The 17,127-nt window shown below is 64.4% G+C and carries 15 protein-coding genes; 13 read left to right on the top strand and 2 right to left on the bottom strand.

Annotation, left to right across the window (positions count from 1 at the left end; translation table 11 throughout):
- Positions 1-70: 70 nt before the first annotated feature.
- From ABE493_RS02535 to ABE493_RS02590, 12 genes are all read left to right on the top strand, one after another.
- Entirely contained in the window at positions 71-796 is a 726-nt protein-coding gene (locus tag ABE493_RS02535; protein ID WP_346496959.1) for an ABC transporter ATP-binding protein, read from the top strand.
- A gap of 13 nt (positions 797-809) precedes the next feature.
- On the top strand, positions 810-2,135 hold the full coding sequence (locus ABE493_RS02540) for an ABC transporter permease (protein ID WP_430980699.1): 1,326 nt from the start codon (positions 810-812) through the stop codon (positions 2,133-2,135).
- A 3-nt stretch (positions 2,136-2,138) separates the two neighbouring features.
- On the top strand, positions 2,139-3,362 hold the full coding sequence (locus ABE493_RS02545) for an ABC transporter permease (protein ID WP_346496963.1): 1,224 nt from the start codon (positions 2,139-2,141) through the stop codon (positions 3,360-3,362).
- A 17-nt stretch (positions 3,363-3,379) separates the two neighbouring features.
- Positions 3,380-4,684: an ABC transporter permease gene (locus ABE493_RS02550; protein WP_346496965.1), complete on the top strand. Its 1,305-nt coding sequence runs from the start codon at positions 3,380-3,382 to the stop codon at positions 4,682-4,684.
- A gap of 122 nt (positions 4,685-4,806) precedes the next feature.
- On the top strand, positions 4,807-6,030 hold the full coding sequence (locus tag ABE493_RS02555) for an ABC transporter permease (RefSeq protein WP_346496967.1): 1,224 nt from the start codon (positions 4,807-4,809) through the stop codon (positions 6,028-6,030).
- Between the two features lie 22 nt (positions 6,031-6,052).
- Positions 6,053-7,363, top strand: coding sequence for an ABC transporter permease (locus ABE493_RS02560; RefSeq protein ID WP_346496969.1), 1,311 nt, complete (start codon positions 6,053-6,055; stop codon positions 7,361-7,363).
- A 54-nt stretch (positions 7,364-7,417) separates the two neighbouring features.
- Positions 7,418-8,635: an ABC transporter permease gene (locus tag ABE493_RS02565; protein WP_346496971.1), complete on the top strand. Its 1,218-nt coding sequence runs from the start codon at positions 7,418-7,420 to the stop codon at positions 8,633-8,635.
- A gap of 31 nt (positions 8,636-8,666) precedes the next feature.
- Positions 8,667-9,158, top strand: coding sequence for a nuclear transport factor 2 family protein (locus ABE493_RS02570; RefSeq protein ID WP_346496973.1), 492 nt, complete (start codon positions 8,667-8,669; stop codon positions 9,156-9,158).
- Positions 9,155-10,486 (top strand): ABC transporter permease, encoded by a 1,332-nt coding sequence (locus tag ABE493_RS02575; RefSeq protein ID WP_346496975.1) that lies wholly within the window; start codon positions 9,155-9,157, stop codon positions 10,484-10,486. The genes ABE493_RS02570 and ABE493_RS02575 overlap by 4 nt, the downstream gene beginning before the upstream one ends.
- A 13-nt stretch (positions 10,487-10,499) precedes the next feature.
- On the top strand, positions 10,500-11,720 hold the full coding sequence (locus ABE493_RS02580) for an ABC transporter permease (RefSeq protein WP_346496977.1): 1,221 nt from the start codon (positions 10,500-10,502) through the stop codon (positions 11,718-11,720).
- Positions 11,721-11,774: 54 nt separating this feature from the next.
- Complete coding sequence (locus tag ABE493_RS02585; protein WP_430980696.1) at positions 11,775-13,112, top strand: sigma-54-dependent transcriptional regulator; 1,338 nt, start codon at positions 11,775-11,777, stop codon at positions 13,110-13,112.
- 10 nt (positions 13,113-13,122) lie between these two features.
- Positions 13,123-14,481 carry a sensor histidine kinase gene (locus tag ABE493_RS02590; protein WP_346496979.1) on the top strand — a complete coding sequence of 453 codons (1,359 nt, stop codon included), beginning with the start codon at positions 13,123-13,125 and terminating at the stop codon, positions 14,479-14,481.
- 147 nt (positions 14,482-14,628) lie between these two features.
- Here ABE493_RS02590 and ABE493_RS02595 read toward each other — a convergent pair whose 3' ends face one another.
- The gene (locus ABE493_RS02595) at positions 14,629-15,096 is read right to left on the bottom strand and encodes a GNAT family N-acetyltransferase (RefSeq protein WP_346496981.1); all 468 of its coding nucleotides are present in this window, start codon (positions 15,094-15,096) and stop codon (positions 14,629-14,631) included.
- 34 nt (positions 15,097-15,130) lie between these two features.
- Positions 15,131-16,498 carry a bifunctional UDP-N-acetylglucosamine diphosphorylase/glucosamine-1-phosphate N-acetyltransferase GlmU gene (gene glmU, locus ABE493_RS02600; RefSeq protein ID WP_346496983.1) on the bottom strand — a complete coding sequence of 456 codons (1,368 nt, stop codon included), beginning with the start codon at positions 16,496-16,498 and terminating at the stop codon, positions 15,131-15,133.
- Positions 16,499-16,579: 81 nt separating this feature from the next.
- Between glmU and ABE493_RS02605 the strand changes: the two genes are divergently transcribed.
- Positions 16,580-16,963: a GtrA family protein gene (locus tag ABE493_RS02605; protein WP_346496985.1), complete on the top strand. Its 384-nt coding sequence runs from the start codon at positions 16,580-16,582 to the stop codon at positions 16,961-16,963.
- Positions 16,964-17,127: the final 164 nt, after the last annotated feature.

Consider the following 17,127-nt stretch of genomic DNA (forward strand, 5'->3'; position numbering starts at 1 on the left):
ATTCAAACGCAGTCCAAGAACCCCGTTCCCGCTCCACCTTCCACATTCCCCGTCGCTGAAAGGAATACCCATGCTCCAGATGCAATCCGTCTCCAAGGTCTTCCGTACCGAACAGGTTGAAACCCATGCGCTGCGTTCGCTGGACCTGCATGTGCGCGAAGGCGAGTTCGTCGCGGTCACCGGCCCGTCGGGCTCGGGCAAGACCACCTTCCTCAACATTGCCGGCCTGCTGGAAACCTTCACCAGCGGCCAGTACCTGCTCGATGGCCAGGACGTCAGCCACCTCGGCGATGACGCCCGTTCGCGCCTGCGCAACCAGAAGATCGGCTTCATCTTCCAGGGCTTCAACCTGATCCCCGACCTCAACCTGTTCGACAACGTCGACGTGCCGCTGCGCTACCGTGGCATGCCCTCGGCCGAGCGCAAGCAGCGCATCGAGAAGGCACTGGCCGATGTCGGCCTGGGCTCGCGCATGAAGCACTACCCGGCCGAACTGTCCGGCGGTCAGCAGCAGCGTGCTGCCATCGCCCGCGCCCTGGCCGGCAGCCCGCGTCTGTTGCTGGCCGACGAACCGACCGGCAACCTCGATACGCAGATGGCACGCGGCGTGATGGAGCTGCTGGAAGAAATCAACAGCCAGGGCACCACCATCGTCATGGTGACCCATGATCCGGAACTGGCCGCCCGCGCCCAGCGCAACGTGCATATCGTCGATGGCCAGGCCACCGATCTGATCCGCGAGCCGGTGCTGGCACACGCCGCCCGCATCGCCGCTGTTGCCGACAACCAGGGCTGAGCCACCCATGTCGCTGTTCGCCTATCACTTCCGCCAAGGCCTGCGCAGTCTGCGCCGCACCCCCGTGCTGACCGCACTGATGGTGCTGTCCATTGCAATGGGCATTGGTGCGTCGATGACTACGCTGACAGTGACGCACCTGCTCTCGGGCGATCCCCTGCCCGGGCGCAGCGCGCAGATCTACTACCCGCAGGTGGATGCATCCCCGCGCGGTGAACGCGCCAGCCGTGAACCGCTGGACGTGCTCGACTACACCTCGGCGACGGACCTGTGGCGTGACGGTCCGGCCGATCGCAAGGCTTTGGTGGTGGACAGCACCATCAAGTTGTCCGCTCCCGGTAGCCAAGTGCCGGCGATGATGACCACGATGCTGTCCACCACCGCCGATTTTTTCCCGATGTTCCAGGCCCCTATGGCCTTCGGTGCCGGCTGGTCGGCCGAGGATGATCAGCGCCGCGCCCGCGTGGCGGTTATTTCCTCGGAATTGAACCAGCGCCTGTTCGGCGGCAAGGACAGCACCGGCAAGATGCTGCGCATCCGCGACAGCGAAGTACGCATCATCGGCGTGCTCAAGCCGTGGCGCCCCTCGCCGCTGTTCTACACCGTGGCCGGCGGCCGCTTTGCACAGGGCGATACCGCCGACTATTACGGCCCGGTCGAAGAGGTGATGGTGCCCTTCTTCAGCGGCCTGCAGATCAACGCCGGCAACTTCCAGCAGTTCACCTGCAACAAGCTACCGGAGAACCCGGGCCATCTGGAGAACACCGACTGCGCGTGGCTGCAGTTGTGGGTCCAGCTGGACAGCCCGGCCAAGGTCGCTGCCTACCAGCAGCACCTGCAGGCCTATGTACAGCAGCAACAGCAGCTGGGCCGTATCAGCCAGCCGGAACTGGCGCGGCTGCGCAGCCTGATGGAATGGATGGACTACAACGGCGTGGTGCCGCGTGATGTGAAGCTGCAGGCATGGGTGGCCATCGCCTTCCTGGTGATCTGCCTGTTCAACACCGTCGGCCTGTTGCTGGCCAAGTTCCTGCGCCGCACCGGTGAGATCGGCGTACTGCGTGCACTGGGTGCGACCCGCGCGATGGTGTTCCAGCAATGCCTGATCGAGGCCGCCTTGATTGGTGTTGGCGGCGCGGTGCTGGGCCTGCTGTTCACCCTGATCGGGCTGTGGAGCATCCGCCAGCAGCCGCTGGCCTACGCCGACATGGTGCAGCTGGACATGACGATGCTGCTGCTCACCTTCGCCACCGCCGTGGCGACCACCGTCATCGCTGGACTGCTGCCGGCGCTGCGCGCCGCCCGCATCGACCCGGCCCTGCAGATCAAGGCCCTGTAAGCCATGACCCTGGACATCAAACCCATCCTCGTCACCCTGTCGCGGCATCGCATCGCCGCCAGCCTGATCGTGCTGGAAATCGCGCTGGCCTGTGCGGTGCTGTGCAATGCGCTGTTCCTGGCCGCCTCGCGGATGGAGCTGATCGGCATGAACAGCGGCGTCGACGAAGCCGCCATCGCCACCCTCACCCTCAACGACTGCGAGTCCTGCACTGCGGTGGACCTCAACAGCCGTTGGCTGCAGCAGCTGCGCAGCCAGGCCGGTGTACAGGCGGTCGGCGTGGCCAATGCCGTGCCGTTCGGCCAGCGCGCCGCTGTCGCCGGCATTACCCTGGACGCCGAGGGCAAACATCACGGCGGCGTGCCGCACTTCTACACGATGGACGCCGGTGCCATCGATGCCCTGCAGTTGAAGCCGGTGCAAGGCCGCATGTTCAACGACAGCGACTATCAGCCGATCAGCAACTTCCTGCCGGAACAGGCACAGGTATGGATCACCCGTGCGTTCGCCGAGCACCTGTGGCCGGACCAGGACGCACTCGGCAAGCAGTTCTGGATGGGCGACTACCGCTATACCGTGGCCGGTGTGCTGGCGCATTTCTCACGCCCGGATCCGGGCCGCAGCGAGAACGGAGTGGCCGGCATGGAATGGTCGGTGATCGTACCGGTCACCACCGATGCGCAGGCCGGTACCTATGTGCTGCGGGCGAACCCGCGCGATCTGCCGCGCATCGTCAACGATGCGGTTTCCGCAGCGCCCAAGGTCACCCCTGAAGCAATCATCTCGGCCGACTACAGCATGCCGTTGCAGCAGCTGCGTGAAAGCTATTTCCGCCAGGACCGCAGCATGACCCGGCTGTTGCTCGGCATCTGCCTGGTGATGCTGCTGGTCACCGCGCTGGGCATCATCGGCCTGGCCAGCTTCTGGGTGCAGCAGCGCACCAAACAGATCGGCGTGCGCCGCGCACTGGGCGCAACCCGCCGCCAGATCATCAGCTACTTCCAGACCGAAAACCTGCTGTTGACCAGCGCCGGCATCGCGCTTGGCATGCTGCTGGCCTACGCCGGCAACCAGCTGTTGATGCGTTATTTCGAAATCCCCCGGCTGCCGCTGTATTACCTGCCGCTGGGTGCCGTACTGCTGTGGTTGCTGGGCCAGGCTGCCGTCATCGGCCCTGCCCTGCGCGCTGCGTCCATTCCACCCATCGTCGCCACCCGCAGCGCCTGAGCTGCCAAGGATCGTCCATGTTCAGTTACTACTTCAAACTTGCGCTGCGCAGCTTCGGCCGCAACAAGATCCTGACCGCACTGATGGTATTGGCCATCGCGCTCGGCATCGGTGCTGCGATGACCACCTTGACGGTGTTCAAGGTGCTTTCCGGCGACCCGATTCCGCAAAAGAGCGACCGCTTGTTCTATGTGCAGCTGGACCCCGGCATGCGCGAAGGCTACAAGGCCGGTGAGGAGCCGGAGATGCAGCTGACCCGCTTCGATGCGGAGACCCTGCTGAGCCAGAAAAAGGCGCCGCGCCAGGCGCTGATGACCGGCGGTGGCGGCATCGTTGATCCGCGCGTGGATGCACTCAAGCCTTTCAGCATCAGCATGCGCTACACCTCGGCTGACTTCTTCCCGATGTTCGATACGCCGTTCGCGTTCGGCCAGGGCTGGAGCGGCGATGAAGACCAGGGCCGCAGCCGCGTTGCGGTGATCAGCAAGACCCTCAATGACAAGTTGTTCAAAGGTGCGAACAGCGTCGGCAAGGAAGTGCTGGTGGAAGGCCACGCGTTGCGCATTGTCGGCGTTCTCAAGGACTGGAAGCCTGCGCCCAAGTTCTATGACCTGTACTCCGGCAAATTCGATTCCGAAGAAGACGTGTTCGTGCCCTTCAGCACCTCACTGGAACTCAAGCTGGACCGCAACGGCAGCATGAACTGCTTTGGCCGCGAGATCGTCAACGATGCGATGGCCTTGAATGTGCCCTGCGCCTGGGTCCAGTACTGGGTGGAGTTGAATTCGCCGGGCGATGCGAAAAGCTTCAAGGGCTACCTGGACAACTACTCCGAGAATCAGCGCGCTGCCGGTCGTTTCGAGCGCCCGGCCAATACCCGCGTGCGCAATGTCATGGAGCTGATGGAATACCGCAACGCCGTGCCGGGCGACGTGCGCCTGCAGATGTGGCTGGCCTTCGGCTTCCTGCTGGTGTGCCTGGTCAACACTGTCGGCCTGCTGCTGGCCAAGTTCCTGCGTCGCAGTGGTGAGATCGGTGTGCGCCGTGCCTTGGGTGCCAGCCGCGCCGAGATCTTCAAGCAGTGCCTGATCGAGGCCGGCACGATTGGCCTGGCCGGTGGCCTGCTCGGCTTGGTATTTGCCCTGTTCGGATTGTGGGCGGTGCGCCAGCGTCCGGCCGAGTACGCATCGCTTGCCCATCTGGACGGATCGATGCTGCTGTTCACCTTCGCCCTGGCGGTGCTCGCCAGCATGCTCGCCGGCATCCTGCCCGCCTGGCGTGCCATGCAGGTAGCACCGGCACTGCAGCTCAAGAGTCAGTAACGCCATTAGCCCCTCCCTTGCGCAACGCGCAGGGGAGGGTTGGGGAGGGGTGCAGTTGCTCTCGCCCCCGCTTCTCCCAACCAAACCCCATTCCCAGCTCCACGCTTCCTCGGAGATACCTCATGGAAATCCGTCCCATCCTCTCCACGCTGTCACGGCACAAGACAGCCGCCGCGCTGATCGTGCTGGAGATCGCGCTGAGCTGCGCCATCATCTGCAACGCACTGTTCATCGTCTCCCAGCGCATCGAGAACATGCAGCAGGCCAGCGGCATCGATGAAAGCCAGCTGATCGAAATCGGCCTCAGCGGTATCGGCAAGCAGGTCGATGGCGATGCACGCACGGTCGAGGACATTGCCTCGTTGCGCGGCATCGCCGGCGTTGAGAACGTTGCCATCATCAACCAGCTGCCGTTCCAGGGCGGTTCCTGGAACACCTCGTTGTCCGCCAGCCCCGAACCCGATGCGCAGTCGGTCAACGGCGCGCAGTACACCATCGGTGAGAACACGCTCAAGACCTTGGGCTTGAAGTTGACTGCCGGACGTGACTTCAACGCCGACGAGTACATGAGCAATGACACCCTGGAGAAAGAGCAGAACCTTGAAGCCATGAAGTTCTCGGTGATCCTCACCGAATCGATGGCCAAGAAACTGTTCCCGGATGGTGCCGCCGTTGGCAAGACCTTGTACATGGCCAACATCCCGATGACTGTCGTCGGTGTGGTGCAGACCCTGCTGCGGCCCAACAACCAGAACGGCAACCGCACCGATTCGCTGATGTTCCCGATCCGCATGAACTACGCCAACGGCGGCCGCTTCGTCATCCGCGTGACCGATCCTGCGCGCCGCGCTGAAGTGCTGAAGCAGGCAGTGGCAGCATTGGAAAAGAACGATCCCAATCGTTTGATCTACAGCAAGCAGACCGTCGAAGAGAAGCGCGCCAAGTACTTCGCCGACGACCGCGACATGATCGGCCTGCTGCTGATCGTCAGCGGCCTGCTGTTGCTGGTCACCGCATTGGGCATCATCGGCCTGGCCAGCTTCTGGGTGCAGCAGCGCACCAAGCAGATCGGTATCCGCCGCGCACTGGGCGCTACCCGCGCACAGATCCTGCGCTACTTCCAGACAGAGAACTTCCTGCTGGCCGGCATCGGCATCGTGGTCGGCATGTTGCTGGCCTACCTGCTCAACCAGTGGCTGATGGGCCGTTACGAGCTGCCGCGCTTGCCGCTGCTGTATCTGCCGGTAGGTGCGGTGCTGCTGTGGCTGCTGGGCCAGATCGCGGTGTTCGGCCCGGCCCGCAAGGCGGCATCGATTCCACCGGCAGTGGCAACACGCAGCGCCTGATCATCTGGCTCAAGGAGTGGGCATGTTCGGCTATTACCTGCAACTGGCATGGCGCGGCTTCGGCCGCAACAAGGTGCTGACCACCTTGATGGTGCTGACCATCGCAGTAGGTATCGGCGCGACCATGACCACCCTTGGCCTGTACTTCGTGCTGTCGGGCGATCCGATTCCGCACAAGAGCAAGCAATTGTTCTATCCGCAGCTGGAACCGCGCAGCATGGGCAAGGACGCCCGGCTGGAATCGGATCCACTGGAGCAGATGACCCGCTACGATGCCGAAGAACTGTTGCGGCAGAAGCGCGGTGATCGCCAGGCAGCGATGAGCGCCGGCTCGGTGACGGTGCTGCCCAGCGGCAACACCGCGCAGCCGTTCCGGGCGATGGCGCGCTACACCTCGGCAGACTTTTTCCCAATGTTCGAAGTGCCGCTGGCTGCCGGCAACGCCTGGGGTGCAGCCGATGACGATGGACGTGCGCTGGTTGCGGTCATCGACCGCAAGCTGGCACGGCGCCTGTACGGCACAGAGCAGGTCATCGGCAAGGAACTACGGCTTCCACAGGGTGTGTTCCGGGTGATCGGGCTGCTGGGCGACTGGAAGCCGGCGCCCCGCTTCTACGACCTGACCAGCCAGCGCTATGGCGGTGACGAGCAGATTCTGCTGCCCTTCTCCACCTCGCGCGCATTGAAGCTTGATACCCAGGGCAGCATGAATTGCTGGGGCAACAGCGATGCCGATGAAGGCAATCGCGGCCTCACCGCACCTTGTGCCTGGGTGCAGTACTGGGTGCAGCTGGACACGCCGGGCAAAGCCCGTGATTACCTGAAATACCTGGCCGACTATTCCGATACCCAGCGCGCCAGTGGCCGCTTTGAACGGCCCACCAATGTGCGCCTGCACGACGTGATGGGCTGGCTGGACTTCAATCGCATCGTGCCCAACGACGTGCGCCTGCAGATGTGGCTGGCCTTCGGCTTCCTGCTGGTGTGCATGATCAATACGGTCAGCCTGCTGCTGGCAAAGTTCCTGCGCCGCAGCGGCGAGATCGGCATACGCCGATCGCTGGGCGCATCGCGTGCGGACATCTTCAAGCAATGCCTCACCGAGGCCGGCTTCATCGGCCTGGCCGGCGGGGTGCTGGGTGTGGGCTTTGCAGCAATGGGCCTGTGGTTGATCCGCCAGCAGCCGGACGAATACGCACAACTGGCGCAGATGGATGTCACCACCTTGTGGATGAGCTTTGTGCTGGCCATCGGTGTGAGCCTGGTTGCAGGACTGCTGCCGGCCTGGCGGGCAATGCGTATCCCTCCCGCGCTGCAGCTCAAGAGCCAATGACGCAGCGCCATTGAAGCCCCCAACCACCACTGGCTGCCGCCATGGAGAATCCCTTTGGACATCCGCCCCATCCTGTCGATAATGTCACGGCACAAGATCGCCGCACTGCTGGTGGTGCTTGAGATCGCGATCAGCTGCGCCATCATCTGCAATGCGGTGTTCATCATCAGCAACCGTATCGCCCAGATCCAGCAGCACAGCGGCGTGGCCGAGGACGAACTGGTCTATCTGGCCACCAGCAGCCTGCTGCCGGACGTCAACTACGACGCCTTGCGCAAGCAGGACCTCGCCGCACTTGCTGCCATCCCCGAAGTGAAGGCGGCCAGCAGCATCAACCAGATCCCCTATGGCAGCAACGTCTGGGGCTCGGGCATACGCCTGCAGCCGGACCAGACGCGGCCCACCGTGCATGCCTCCAATTACATGGACGACGGCCAGTTGCTGCCCACCTTCGGCCTGCAGCTGCGCGAAGGCCGTAGTTTCAATCCTGAGGACTATCTGGAGAACAGCGCCTTCGCCGGTGGCGACGCCAACCCCATTGTGCCCAGCGTGTTGTTGAGCCATTCGCTGGCCAGGACGCTGTTTCCCGATGGCAATGCCGTGGGCAGCAACATCTACGTCTGGGGCAGCAAGCCGACCCAGGTAGTCGGCGTGATCGACGACCTGTTGGCACCGGGCGACAGCAACGAGTTCAGCGGCCGCTTCGACACCATGGTGTTCCCGATCCGGGTCTCCAACGGCGCCTACGCCCTGCGCACCAGCCCCGGGCAGCGCGAGGCCGTGCTGAAGGCGGCCATTGCCGCCCTCAACAAGGCAGACCCCAACCGCATCATCGAAGAACAGGGAACGCTGGCGCAGATGCGCGACAACTATCACCACCGCGACCGCTCGGTGATATGGCTGCTGCTGGCCGTGTGCATCGCGCTGCTTGCGGTAACCGCTTTCGGCATCATCGGCCTTGCCAGCTTCTGGGTGCAGCAGCGCACCCGCCAGATCGGCATCCGCCGTGCGCTGGGTGCTACCCGCAGCCACATCCTGCGGTATTTCCAACTGGAAAACCTGCTGTTGAGCAGCGCCGGCATCGTCCTTGGGCTGGTCCTGGCCTACGCACTGAACCTGCTGCTGATGGCCCAGTACGAGCTGCCGCGTCTGCCATTGATGTACCTGCCCATCGCAGCGGTATTGCTGTTGTTGCTGGGGCAGATTGCCGTGCTGGGTCCCGCACGGCGCGCAGCATCGGTGCCACCTGCCGTCGCCACCCGTGCGGCCTGATCCTCTTCCACTGCGTTACGGAGTTGCCTTGATGAATACCAAGCTGTTGTGCCTGCTGCTGATGCTGTCCCCGTTGCTGGCAGTACCGGCGCACGCCGCCGATGCCGACAACGCCAGCCTCCACGACACCATCGCCGCGCTGGACCACGGCATGTTCGACAGCTTCAACCACTGCAGCGATCCCGCGCAGTTCGAGAAGCACGCAGGCTATTTCGACCCGGCGGTGGAGTTCTACCACGACACTGGTGGCGTCACCTGGACCCGCGAGGCGATGCTCGCCAATACCCGCAAACATGTCTGCGGCAACTACACCCGGCAGCTGTTGCCGGGCACGCTGGAAGTGTTCCCGATCAAGGATTTCGGTGCGATCGCTCGCGGCCAGCACCGCTTCTGCAACCTCAAGGGCGAACACTGCGACGGCCTGGCCGACTTCGTCATCATCTGGCGCCTGCGCGATGGCCAATGGCAGGCCACGCGGGTATTGAGTTATGCACACCGTGCGGCGGCAGGACCAACGCCATGAACTACACGCTGGAAACCGGCCTGCGCGGCTGCATCCGCCACCCCAGGACAATGGCGTTGGTGGTGGTCACGCTGGCTTTGGGCCTGGCCTCGGTGATGACCATGCTCACCCTGTTGTCGGTGCTGGCGGCCGATCCGCTGCCCGGCGTCAGCCAGAACCTGTACCTGGCCTGGGCCGACTCGCGCCAGGCCGCCAAAAGCGGCGAGAGCGAGAGCTACGGCGACGGCTCACCCGTGCCGCCGCTGTGGAAGCTGGCCGACGTGCAGGCCATGCGTCAGCTGCGCCCGGATGTGGCACAGACCGCCTTGCTGAGTGCACCGGTCACCGCCAGCAACACCGACAACACGCTCAGCAAGAATGTTTCGGCAACACTGGCAATCGGGCCGATGCTGCCGATGTTCGGCGTACCGCTGCGCTACGGCCGGTTCTGGACCGCAGAAGAAGAGGCCGCGCGCACCCCGGTGGTGGTGATCAGCCGCGCGCTCAGCGAGCACCTGCTCGGCCGCGAGGACGGCACTGGCGCGGAAATCCGCCTCGGCAAGCACAACTTCCGCGTGATCGGCATCAGCGAGCGCTGGGCGCCGCGTCCGCGCCCGCACTTCCTGCCGTCCTACAACGCAGGCTGGGAGGGTGACGGCGATGAGTTGTTCGCCCCCGCCGAAGCCGCATTGGCATCCGGCACGGAGATCACCAGCACCCGCATCTGCGATGGCAATGGCTTTGGCGGTTTCCGCTTCGATCAGATCGACACCCAGCAATGCCGCTGGCTGGTGTTGTGGGCCGAGCTGAAAGACAGCGCGCAACGTGACAGCTATATGCAGAGCCTGCAGAGCTTTGCCGCCGACCGCCACGCCGCCGGCATCTTCGCGCGTGCGCCCAGTACCCGCCTGCAATCAATGGCGCAGTGGCTGCACTTCAACCGGGTGGTCCCGGACAGCGTGCGGCTGAATCTGTGGCTTGCGCTTGGCCTGCTGGTGTTATGCCTGGTCAACGTCGCCGGCCTGCTCGCAGCACGTTTCCTGCGCCGCGCCGGTGAGCACGGCGTGCGTCGTGTGCTCGGCGCCCCGCGCCGCGCGATCATTGCCACCTGCATGGTCGAATCGACCTTGGCCGGCTTGCTGGGCGGGCTGATTGCATTGCCGTTGACGCTGGCCGGCCTGTGGCTGATGCGGCAACAGGGCGAGGCCTACTCATCACTGGCCCGCTTGAGCCCCACATTGTTTGCCGGCCTGCTGTTGATGGCGGTCATCACCGGCGTGGTGGTCGGGCTGCTGCCGGCCATCCGCGCCGCCCGCCAGGAACCTGCGCTGCAGGTCAAAACCCTTTGAACGAGGCCATCGCATGAATCCGCTGCTCTCCTCCATGCGCCGCCAGCCGTTGATGCCCTGGCTGATCGTGCTGCAGATCACCGTGGCCTGCGCCATCCTCTGCAATACCTTGTTCCTGCTCGCGCAGCAGGCCGGCCCGCTGTTGATCGACGACGGCATCGCCGACAAGGAGGTGATCATCATCGACCAGATAGTGCGCCCGGACGGCAACTGGAGCGCCGCGCAGGGCAGCGCAGGTGCTGCTGCCTTGGCGCATATCCCTGGCGTGAAGCATGCAACCGCAGTGGTCGGCGCGCCGATGCGCGAGACCCTGACCATGGTCTACGACCTCAAATCGCATACCGGCGCCAGCGCGATGGTCAGCGGCTTCATCGGCAACCAGCTGATCGATACGCTGGGCCTGCGGCTCAGCCGTGGCCGCGACTTCACGGACAACGAATACAGCGACCTGCAGATGGGTGATGACGGCAACGCCGCCACCACGCCCATCATCATCACCGAAGCGCTGGGCAGGGCTTTGTTCGAAGGCAATCCGGTCGGGCAGCCGCTGACCTCCGGCGATGGCGGCAGCCACTACGTGGTGGTCGGCGTGGTTGCGCACCTGTTGCGCTACCAGCTCAGCGAACTGGACGATGGCAAGGCCGAGTACGCCATCCTGTTGCCACGCCGTCCCGCCGGGCTGCCGCTGCTCAGCTTCGTGCTGCGCACCGACGCGGATCAACGCGACGCGGTGATCAAGGCCGTACCGGGCGTGCTGCAGTCCACGTATGCCGGGCAGATGGCCAAGAGTTTCAACCCGGTCGTATCCAGCTACGAGCAGCTGCGCAGCAATGGCCTGCGCAACCGCCGCGCTGCGGTATGGCTGCTGCTCACGGTGAACCTGGTGGTGGCGACCATCACCTTGATCGGCATCGCCAGCCTCAGCGGCTATTGGATACAACAGCGCACCCGCCAGATCGGCATCCGCCGTGCGCTGGGTGCCACCCGCATGCAGGTGATGCGCCACTTCCTCGCCGAAAACCTGTTGCTGACCAGCGCCGGGCTGGTGATGGGACTGGTGCTGGCACTGGTGATCAACCAATGGCTGATGCAGCATTACGAGCTGCCGCGGCTGCCGTGGGCCTACCTGCTGGTCGCCGGCGGCCTGATGCTGCTGCTCGGCCAGCTGGCGGTCACCGCGCCCGCGCGGCGTGCCGCGCAGTTGCCGCCTGCCAGCGCGACCCGCAGCGTGTAATGTGCTGACTCCAGCAGGCCACCACCGCCCTTTCATCTTCTTCTGCGACAACTGATGCCACAGATCCTGATCATCGACGACAACACTGCCGTGGCCACTGCGCTGGACGTGCTGTTTTCCCTGCACGACATCGACACCCGCCATGCCATCTCGCCCGAGCTGGGCCTGGCGATGCTGGCCGAGCACGAGTTCGACCTGGTCCTGCAGGACATGAACTTCACCGCCGACACCACCTCCGGCGAGGAGGGCCAGGATCTGTTCCGGCGCATCCGCCAGGCCCACCCGGACCTGCCGGTGATCCTGCTTACCGCCTGGACCCACCTGGACAGCGCGGTGGAACTGGTCAAAGCCGGTGCCGCCGACTATCTGGCCAAGCCCTGGGATGACGGTCGTCTGTTGACCACCGTCAACAACCTGCTGGAACTGGCCGAAGCGCGCCGCGAGCTGGCCCGCCGCCGCGCCCGCGAGCTGCGCCATCAGCAGGCCCTGCATGATCGCTACGACCTGCGCGGCGTGGTGTTTGCCGACCCCGCCAGCGAACGCATCATCGCCCTGGCCTGCCAGGTGGCGCGATCGGAGTTGCCGGTATTGATCACCGGCCCCAACGGCGCCGGCAAGGAGAAGATCGCCGAGATCATCCAGGCCAACTCGGCGCACAGCAAAGGGCCGTTCGTCGCACTCAACTGCGGTGCCATTCCGTCCGAGCTGATCGAAGCCGAACTGTTCGGCACCGAGGCCGGTGCCTATACCGGCGCCAACAAGGCGCGCGAAGGCAAATTCGAGGCGGCCGACGGTGGCACATTGTTCCTGGATGAAATCGGCAACCTGTCGCTGACCGGGCAGATGAAACTGCTGCGGGTACTGGAAACCGGGCGCTTTGAACGGCTGGGTTCCAACCGCGAGCGACAGGTGAAAGTGCGCGTGGTCAGCGCCACCAATGCCGACCTGCCGGCGATGATCCGCGCCGGCAGCTTCCGCGAAGATCTCTACTACCGGCTCAACACCGTCGAACTGAGCCTGCCGCCGCTGGCCGAGCGCCGCGAGGACATCCTGCCGCTGGCGCAGTACTTCCTCGCCGACGGCAAGCCGCTGTCGGCGCCTGCGCTGCAGGCCCTGCAACGCCACAACTGGCCAGGCAACGTGCGCGAACTGCGCAACGTCATCCAACGTGCCGCCCTGCTCGCACAGGGCCCGCGCATCGAGGTTGCCGACCTGAACCTGCCACGTGCACCAGCCCGCTCCACCGCACCGGCGGACGAGCCTGATCGCGCGCATATCGTCACTGCACTGGAACGGGCCGGCGGCGTCATCGCCCAGGCTGCCGCCGAGCTGGGGCTGAGCCGGCAGGCGCTTTACCGGCGCATGGATCGCCACGGCATCCCGCGCGAGTGAGCACATCCCTGTGAAAACGCGCTCCTTCACCTTCACCCTGTTTCTGCGGCTGCTGCCGGTGCTGGCCCTGGCGGCGGCCTTGCCGTGGTTCCTGGCGTATTGGATGGACCGTGGCTGGGTGGTGGCGGGCGTGTCCACCGTCATCCTGCTTGCACTCATGTGGTGGGCTTTGCGCCGCGCCACCGCACCGATCCGCTCACTGCTGCGGGCGCTGGCCGGCACCACCAGCAGCTACCGCGATGGCGAGTTCAACTTTGGTGTGCACTGGCGCGGCAATGATGAATTCGCACAGCTGGTGCAGGCCCACGCCGAGCTCGGCGATGTGCTGCGCGAACAGCGGCAATCGCTGGTGCAGCGCGAGTTGCTGCTGGACACCATGGTGCAGAACACGCCGGTGGCGATGCTGCTGCTCACCGATGGCGGCGATGGCGTGCAGCGCGTGACCTTCTCCAACACCGCCGCGCGCAAGCTGCTGCACGGCGGCTGGAAGCTGGAAGGCCAGCGCATGCACGAGTTGCTGGAAAACATGCCGATCGAGCTGCGCAACGCCATCGCTCGCGGCGGCGACAGCCTGTTCGCGGTACGTGACCCGGATGCAGCCGAAGACGATGACGATGACGATGACGAGCAGATCTATCACCTGTCGCGTCGCGCCTTCCATTTGAACGGCCGCCCGCATGAACTACTGCTGCTGCGCCTGCTCACCGCCGAGCTGCGCCGCCAGGAAGTGCAGACCTGGAAAAAGGTGATCCGGGTGATCAGCCATGAGCTGAACAACTCACTGGCACCGATCGCCTCGCTGGCGCATTCCGGTGCGGAGCTGGTACGACGTGGCCGTTATGACCGGCTGGAAGACATCTTCGGTACGGTGGAAGAACGCGCGCGCCACCTGGAAGGTTTCATTCGCGGTTATGCCCGTTTTGCCAAGCTGCCGCAGCCGCAGTTGCAGACCGTCGCCTGGAGCCAGTTCCTGCAGGGCCTGCAGCAGCAGATCAACTTCCGCATGGCACCGATGGTGGATGAGCAGTACAGCCGCCTGGATCAATCGCAGTTCTCGCAGGCAATGCTGAACCTGCTGAAGAATGCGCACGAAGCCGGCGCCGACAATGGCGCAGCGGATGAATCGGTGGAAGTGCGGATCGCACGGCTGCCCAACTGGCTGCGCATCGAAGTGTTGGATCGCGGCAGCGGCATGAACGAAGCCGTGCTGCAGAACGCGTTGATGCCGTTCTATTCGACCAAGCGCAACGGTACCGGCCTGGGGTTGGCCTTGACCCGCGAGATCATCGAAGCACACGGCGGGCGCATTTCATTGCAGAACCGCAAGGACGGCGGCCTGTGCGTGGCGATACTGCTGCCGCATGACTGAAAGCCACCGTTTTGTAGGAGCGGCGTAAGCCGCGAAGCTGACATCGCATCAGCGCTTGTTATAGCGGGGATCTGAAAATGCCCCGACTTCGCGGCTGACGCCGCTCCTACAAAAGCTGTCGCCGCTCCCACAAGAAACGATTTGCGGCTATTCCAAGGCTCGCTGCATGGCCAAACGCAGCTCCATCGGGAAGCCTGCCGCTGCCTCTGCCGCCATCACCTCGCGCATGCCCGCGCTCCAGTCCGGCGATGGCCACTCGCGGAAACCCTCGCTGGCATAGAAAGGCGCATTCCACGCAACGTCGCTCAGGGTGCTCAGCACCGCACGCTGATGGCCACGCGCCCTGCCCTGCTCCAGTGCATGCCGCAGCAATGCCCGGCCCAAACCTTTGCGCCCATGTTCCGGCGCAACATCCATCTGCTGGATGTGGAAATCAGCCTCAAGAACACCCGCCATCAGGTAACCAGCCAGTTCGTGCTCGCTGGTAATCACCCACAGCATTCCTTGCTGCCATGCCTGCTCAAACAACTGCGGGTCGGTCGGGCTGACAGCAAATATCTGCGCAGCCGGATGTCCTTGCAGGCGTTCAGCGGCGCGTGCTTCGATCCGCGGCAACAGCGCGAGTTCGTCGCGCTGCGCCCGCCGTGGCTCAGGACTTTTTGACAGGGCGCACCCAGCCTTCAATGGTCTGCTGCCGGGTGCGCGCTACCGTCAGCTTGCCCTCCGGCGCATTACGCGTGATCACCGAGCCCGCACCAATCGTGGCGCCATCCTCGATGGTCAGCGGCGCTACCAGCGAACTATTGGAACCGATGAAAACCTTGTCGCCTATCGTAGTCTGGAACTTGTTCACGCCGTCGTAGTTGCAGGTGATGGTGCCGGCGCCGATGTTGGTGCCGCTGCCGATAACCGCATCGCCCAGGTAGGTCAGGTGGTTGGCCTTGCTGCCCTTGCCCAGCGTGACCTTCTTGGTCTCAACGAAGTTGCCCACGTGCACGCCATCGGCCAGCACCGTACCCGGACGCAGCCGTGCAAATGGCCCGATCTGTGCCGCGCCCTCGCTGACCACGCCTTCCAGATCGCAATGCGGTCGCACTTCGGTGCCCGCACCCAGCTTGACGTCCTTCAAACGCACGAAGGCGCCGATGCTGACGCCATCGCCCAGCTCGACCTCGCCTTCCAGAATCACGTTGGCATCGATCTGCACGTCGCGGCCAACCGTGACCGTGCCGCGCTGATCGAAGCGCGATGGGTCCAGCAGACGCGCGCCCTGCTCGCACAGCGCCTTGGCCGCACGCAGCTGCCAGGCACGTTCCAGCTGCGACAGCTGCCACGGGTCATTCGCACCCTCGGCGTCCTGCGCGTCGCTTACCAGCACCAGCTCAGCGGCCGCGTACTCATCTGCAGCGGAGGCAAAGATGTCGGTCAGGTAGTACTCGCCTTGCGCATTGCGATTGGACAGCCCCGACAGCCAGCGCCGCAGAGCCGTCGATTCGGCGGTGATGATGCCGGTGTTCACCGTGCGGATGCGCTTCTGCTCATCGCTGGCATCCTTCTGCTCAACGATAGCCGCAACCCTGCCCTCGGCATCACGGACAATCCGGCCGTAGCCATTCGGGTCATCCAGCTCAGCCACCAGCACCGCCAGGCGCGGGCCGTCTTTCAACAACGCGCTCAAGGTCTGCGCGCGCATCAACGGCACGTCGCCATACAGCACCAGCACCTGCGCGGTATCAGGAACCTGTGGCATGGCCTGCTGCACGGCATGGCCGGTACCCAGCTGCTGGCTCTGCTCAGCCCAAAGCAGGTCCGGTTGATCAGCGAAGGCGGCACGCACGGCTTCACCACCGTGCCCATAAACCACATGGATGCCGGCCGGCTGCAATTGACGCGCTGTCTCGATCACATGGGCCAACATCGGCCGCCCGGCGATAGGCTGCAGCACCTTGGGCAGCAGCGATTTCATGCGCTTGCCGGCACCGGCAGCGAGGATGATGATGTGCAGCGGCTGGGTCATGCCTACAACTTCCTTCGAGAGTCTCTGGATTCTAAGCGCAAGGGGTTAGCATTGCAGGCCGTCACTCAAGCCTGCACAACCATGAGCCTGTTCCGCCAGGGCAGCCAATACATCGCCATTGGCCTGCTGCAGCTGGTGCTGGACTGGGGCGTGTTTGTTGCCGCCACCGCGCTGGGACTGCAGGTAGCACCGGGCAACCTGCTGGGCCGGGTCAGCGGCGCCCTGCTCGGCTTCTGGCTCAATGGGCGCTATACCTTTGCCGCGCAGGGCGAGCACCGCCACGGCTGGAAGCGCTTTGCCCGCTTCCTGGTGCTATGGCTGCTGATGACCGTGATCAGCACCTGGTTGATCGACTGGGTGGCCCAGTCCTTGGGTCTTCAGTATGCGTGGCTGGCGAAGCCGCTGGTGGAGGCCGGCCTGGCTGGAGTGACTTTCCTGTTGCTGCGGCATGTGGTCTACCGCTGAACCGAGGTTGTAGTGCGAGCCATGCTCGGCAGAGGCTCTACCGAGAAAGCCCCAGCACAGCATTACTGCGCCCAGCAGCATGCCGTTCCCCGCGAACGCGGCACCTGTAGTGCCGAGCCATGCTCGGCAGAGGCTCTACCGGTGAAGCCCCTGCCGAGCATGGC

Origin of the sequence: Stenotrophomonas terrae (assembly GCF_039674165.1) — a bacterium.
In the GTDB taxonomy this organism is placed as follows: Bacteria; Pseudomonadota; Gammaproteobacteria; order Xanthomonadales; family Xanthomonadaceae; genus Stenotrophomonas; species Stenotrophomonas terrae_A.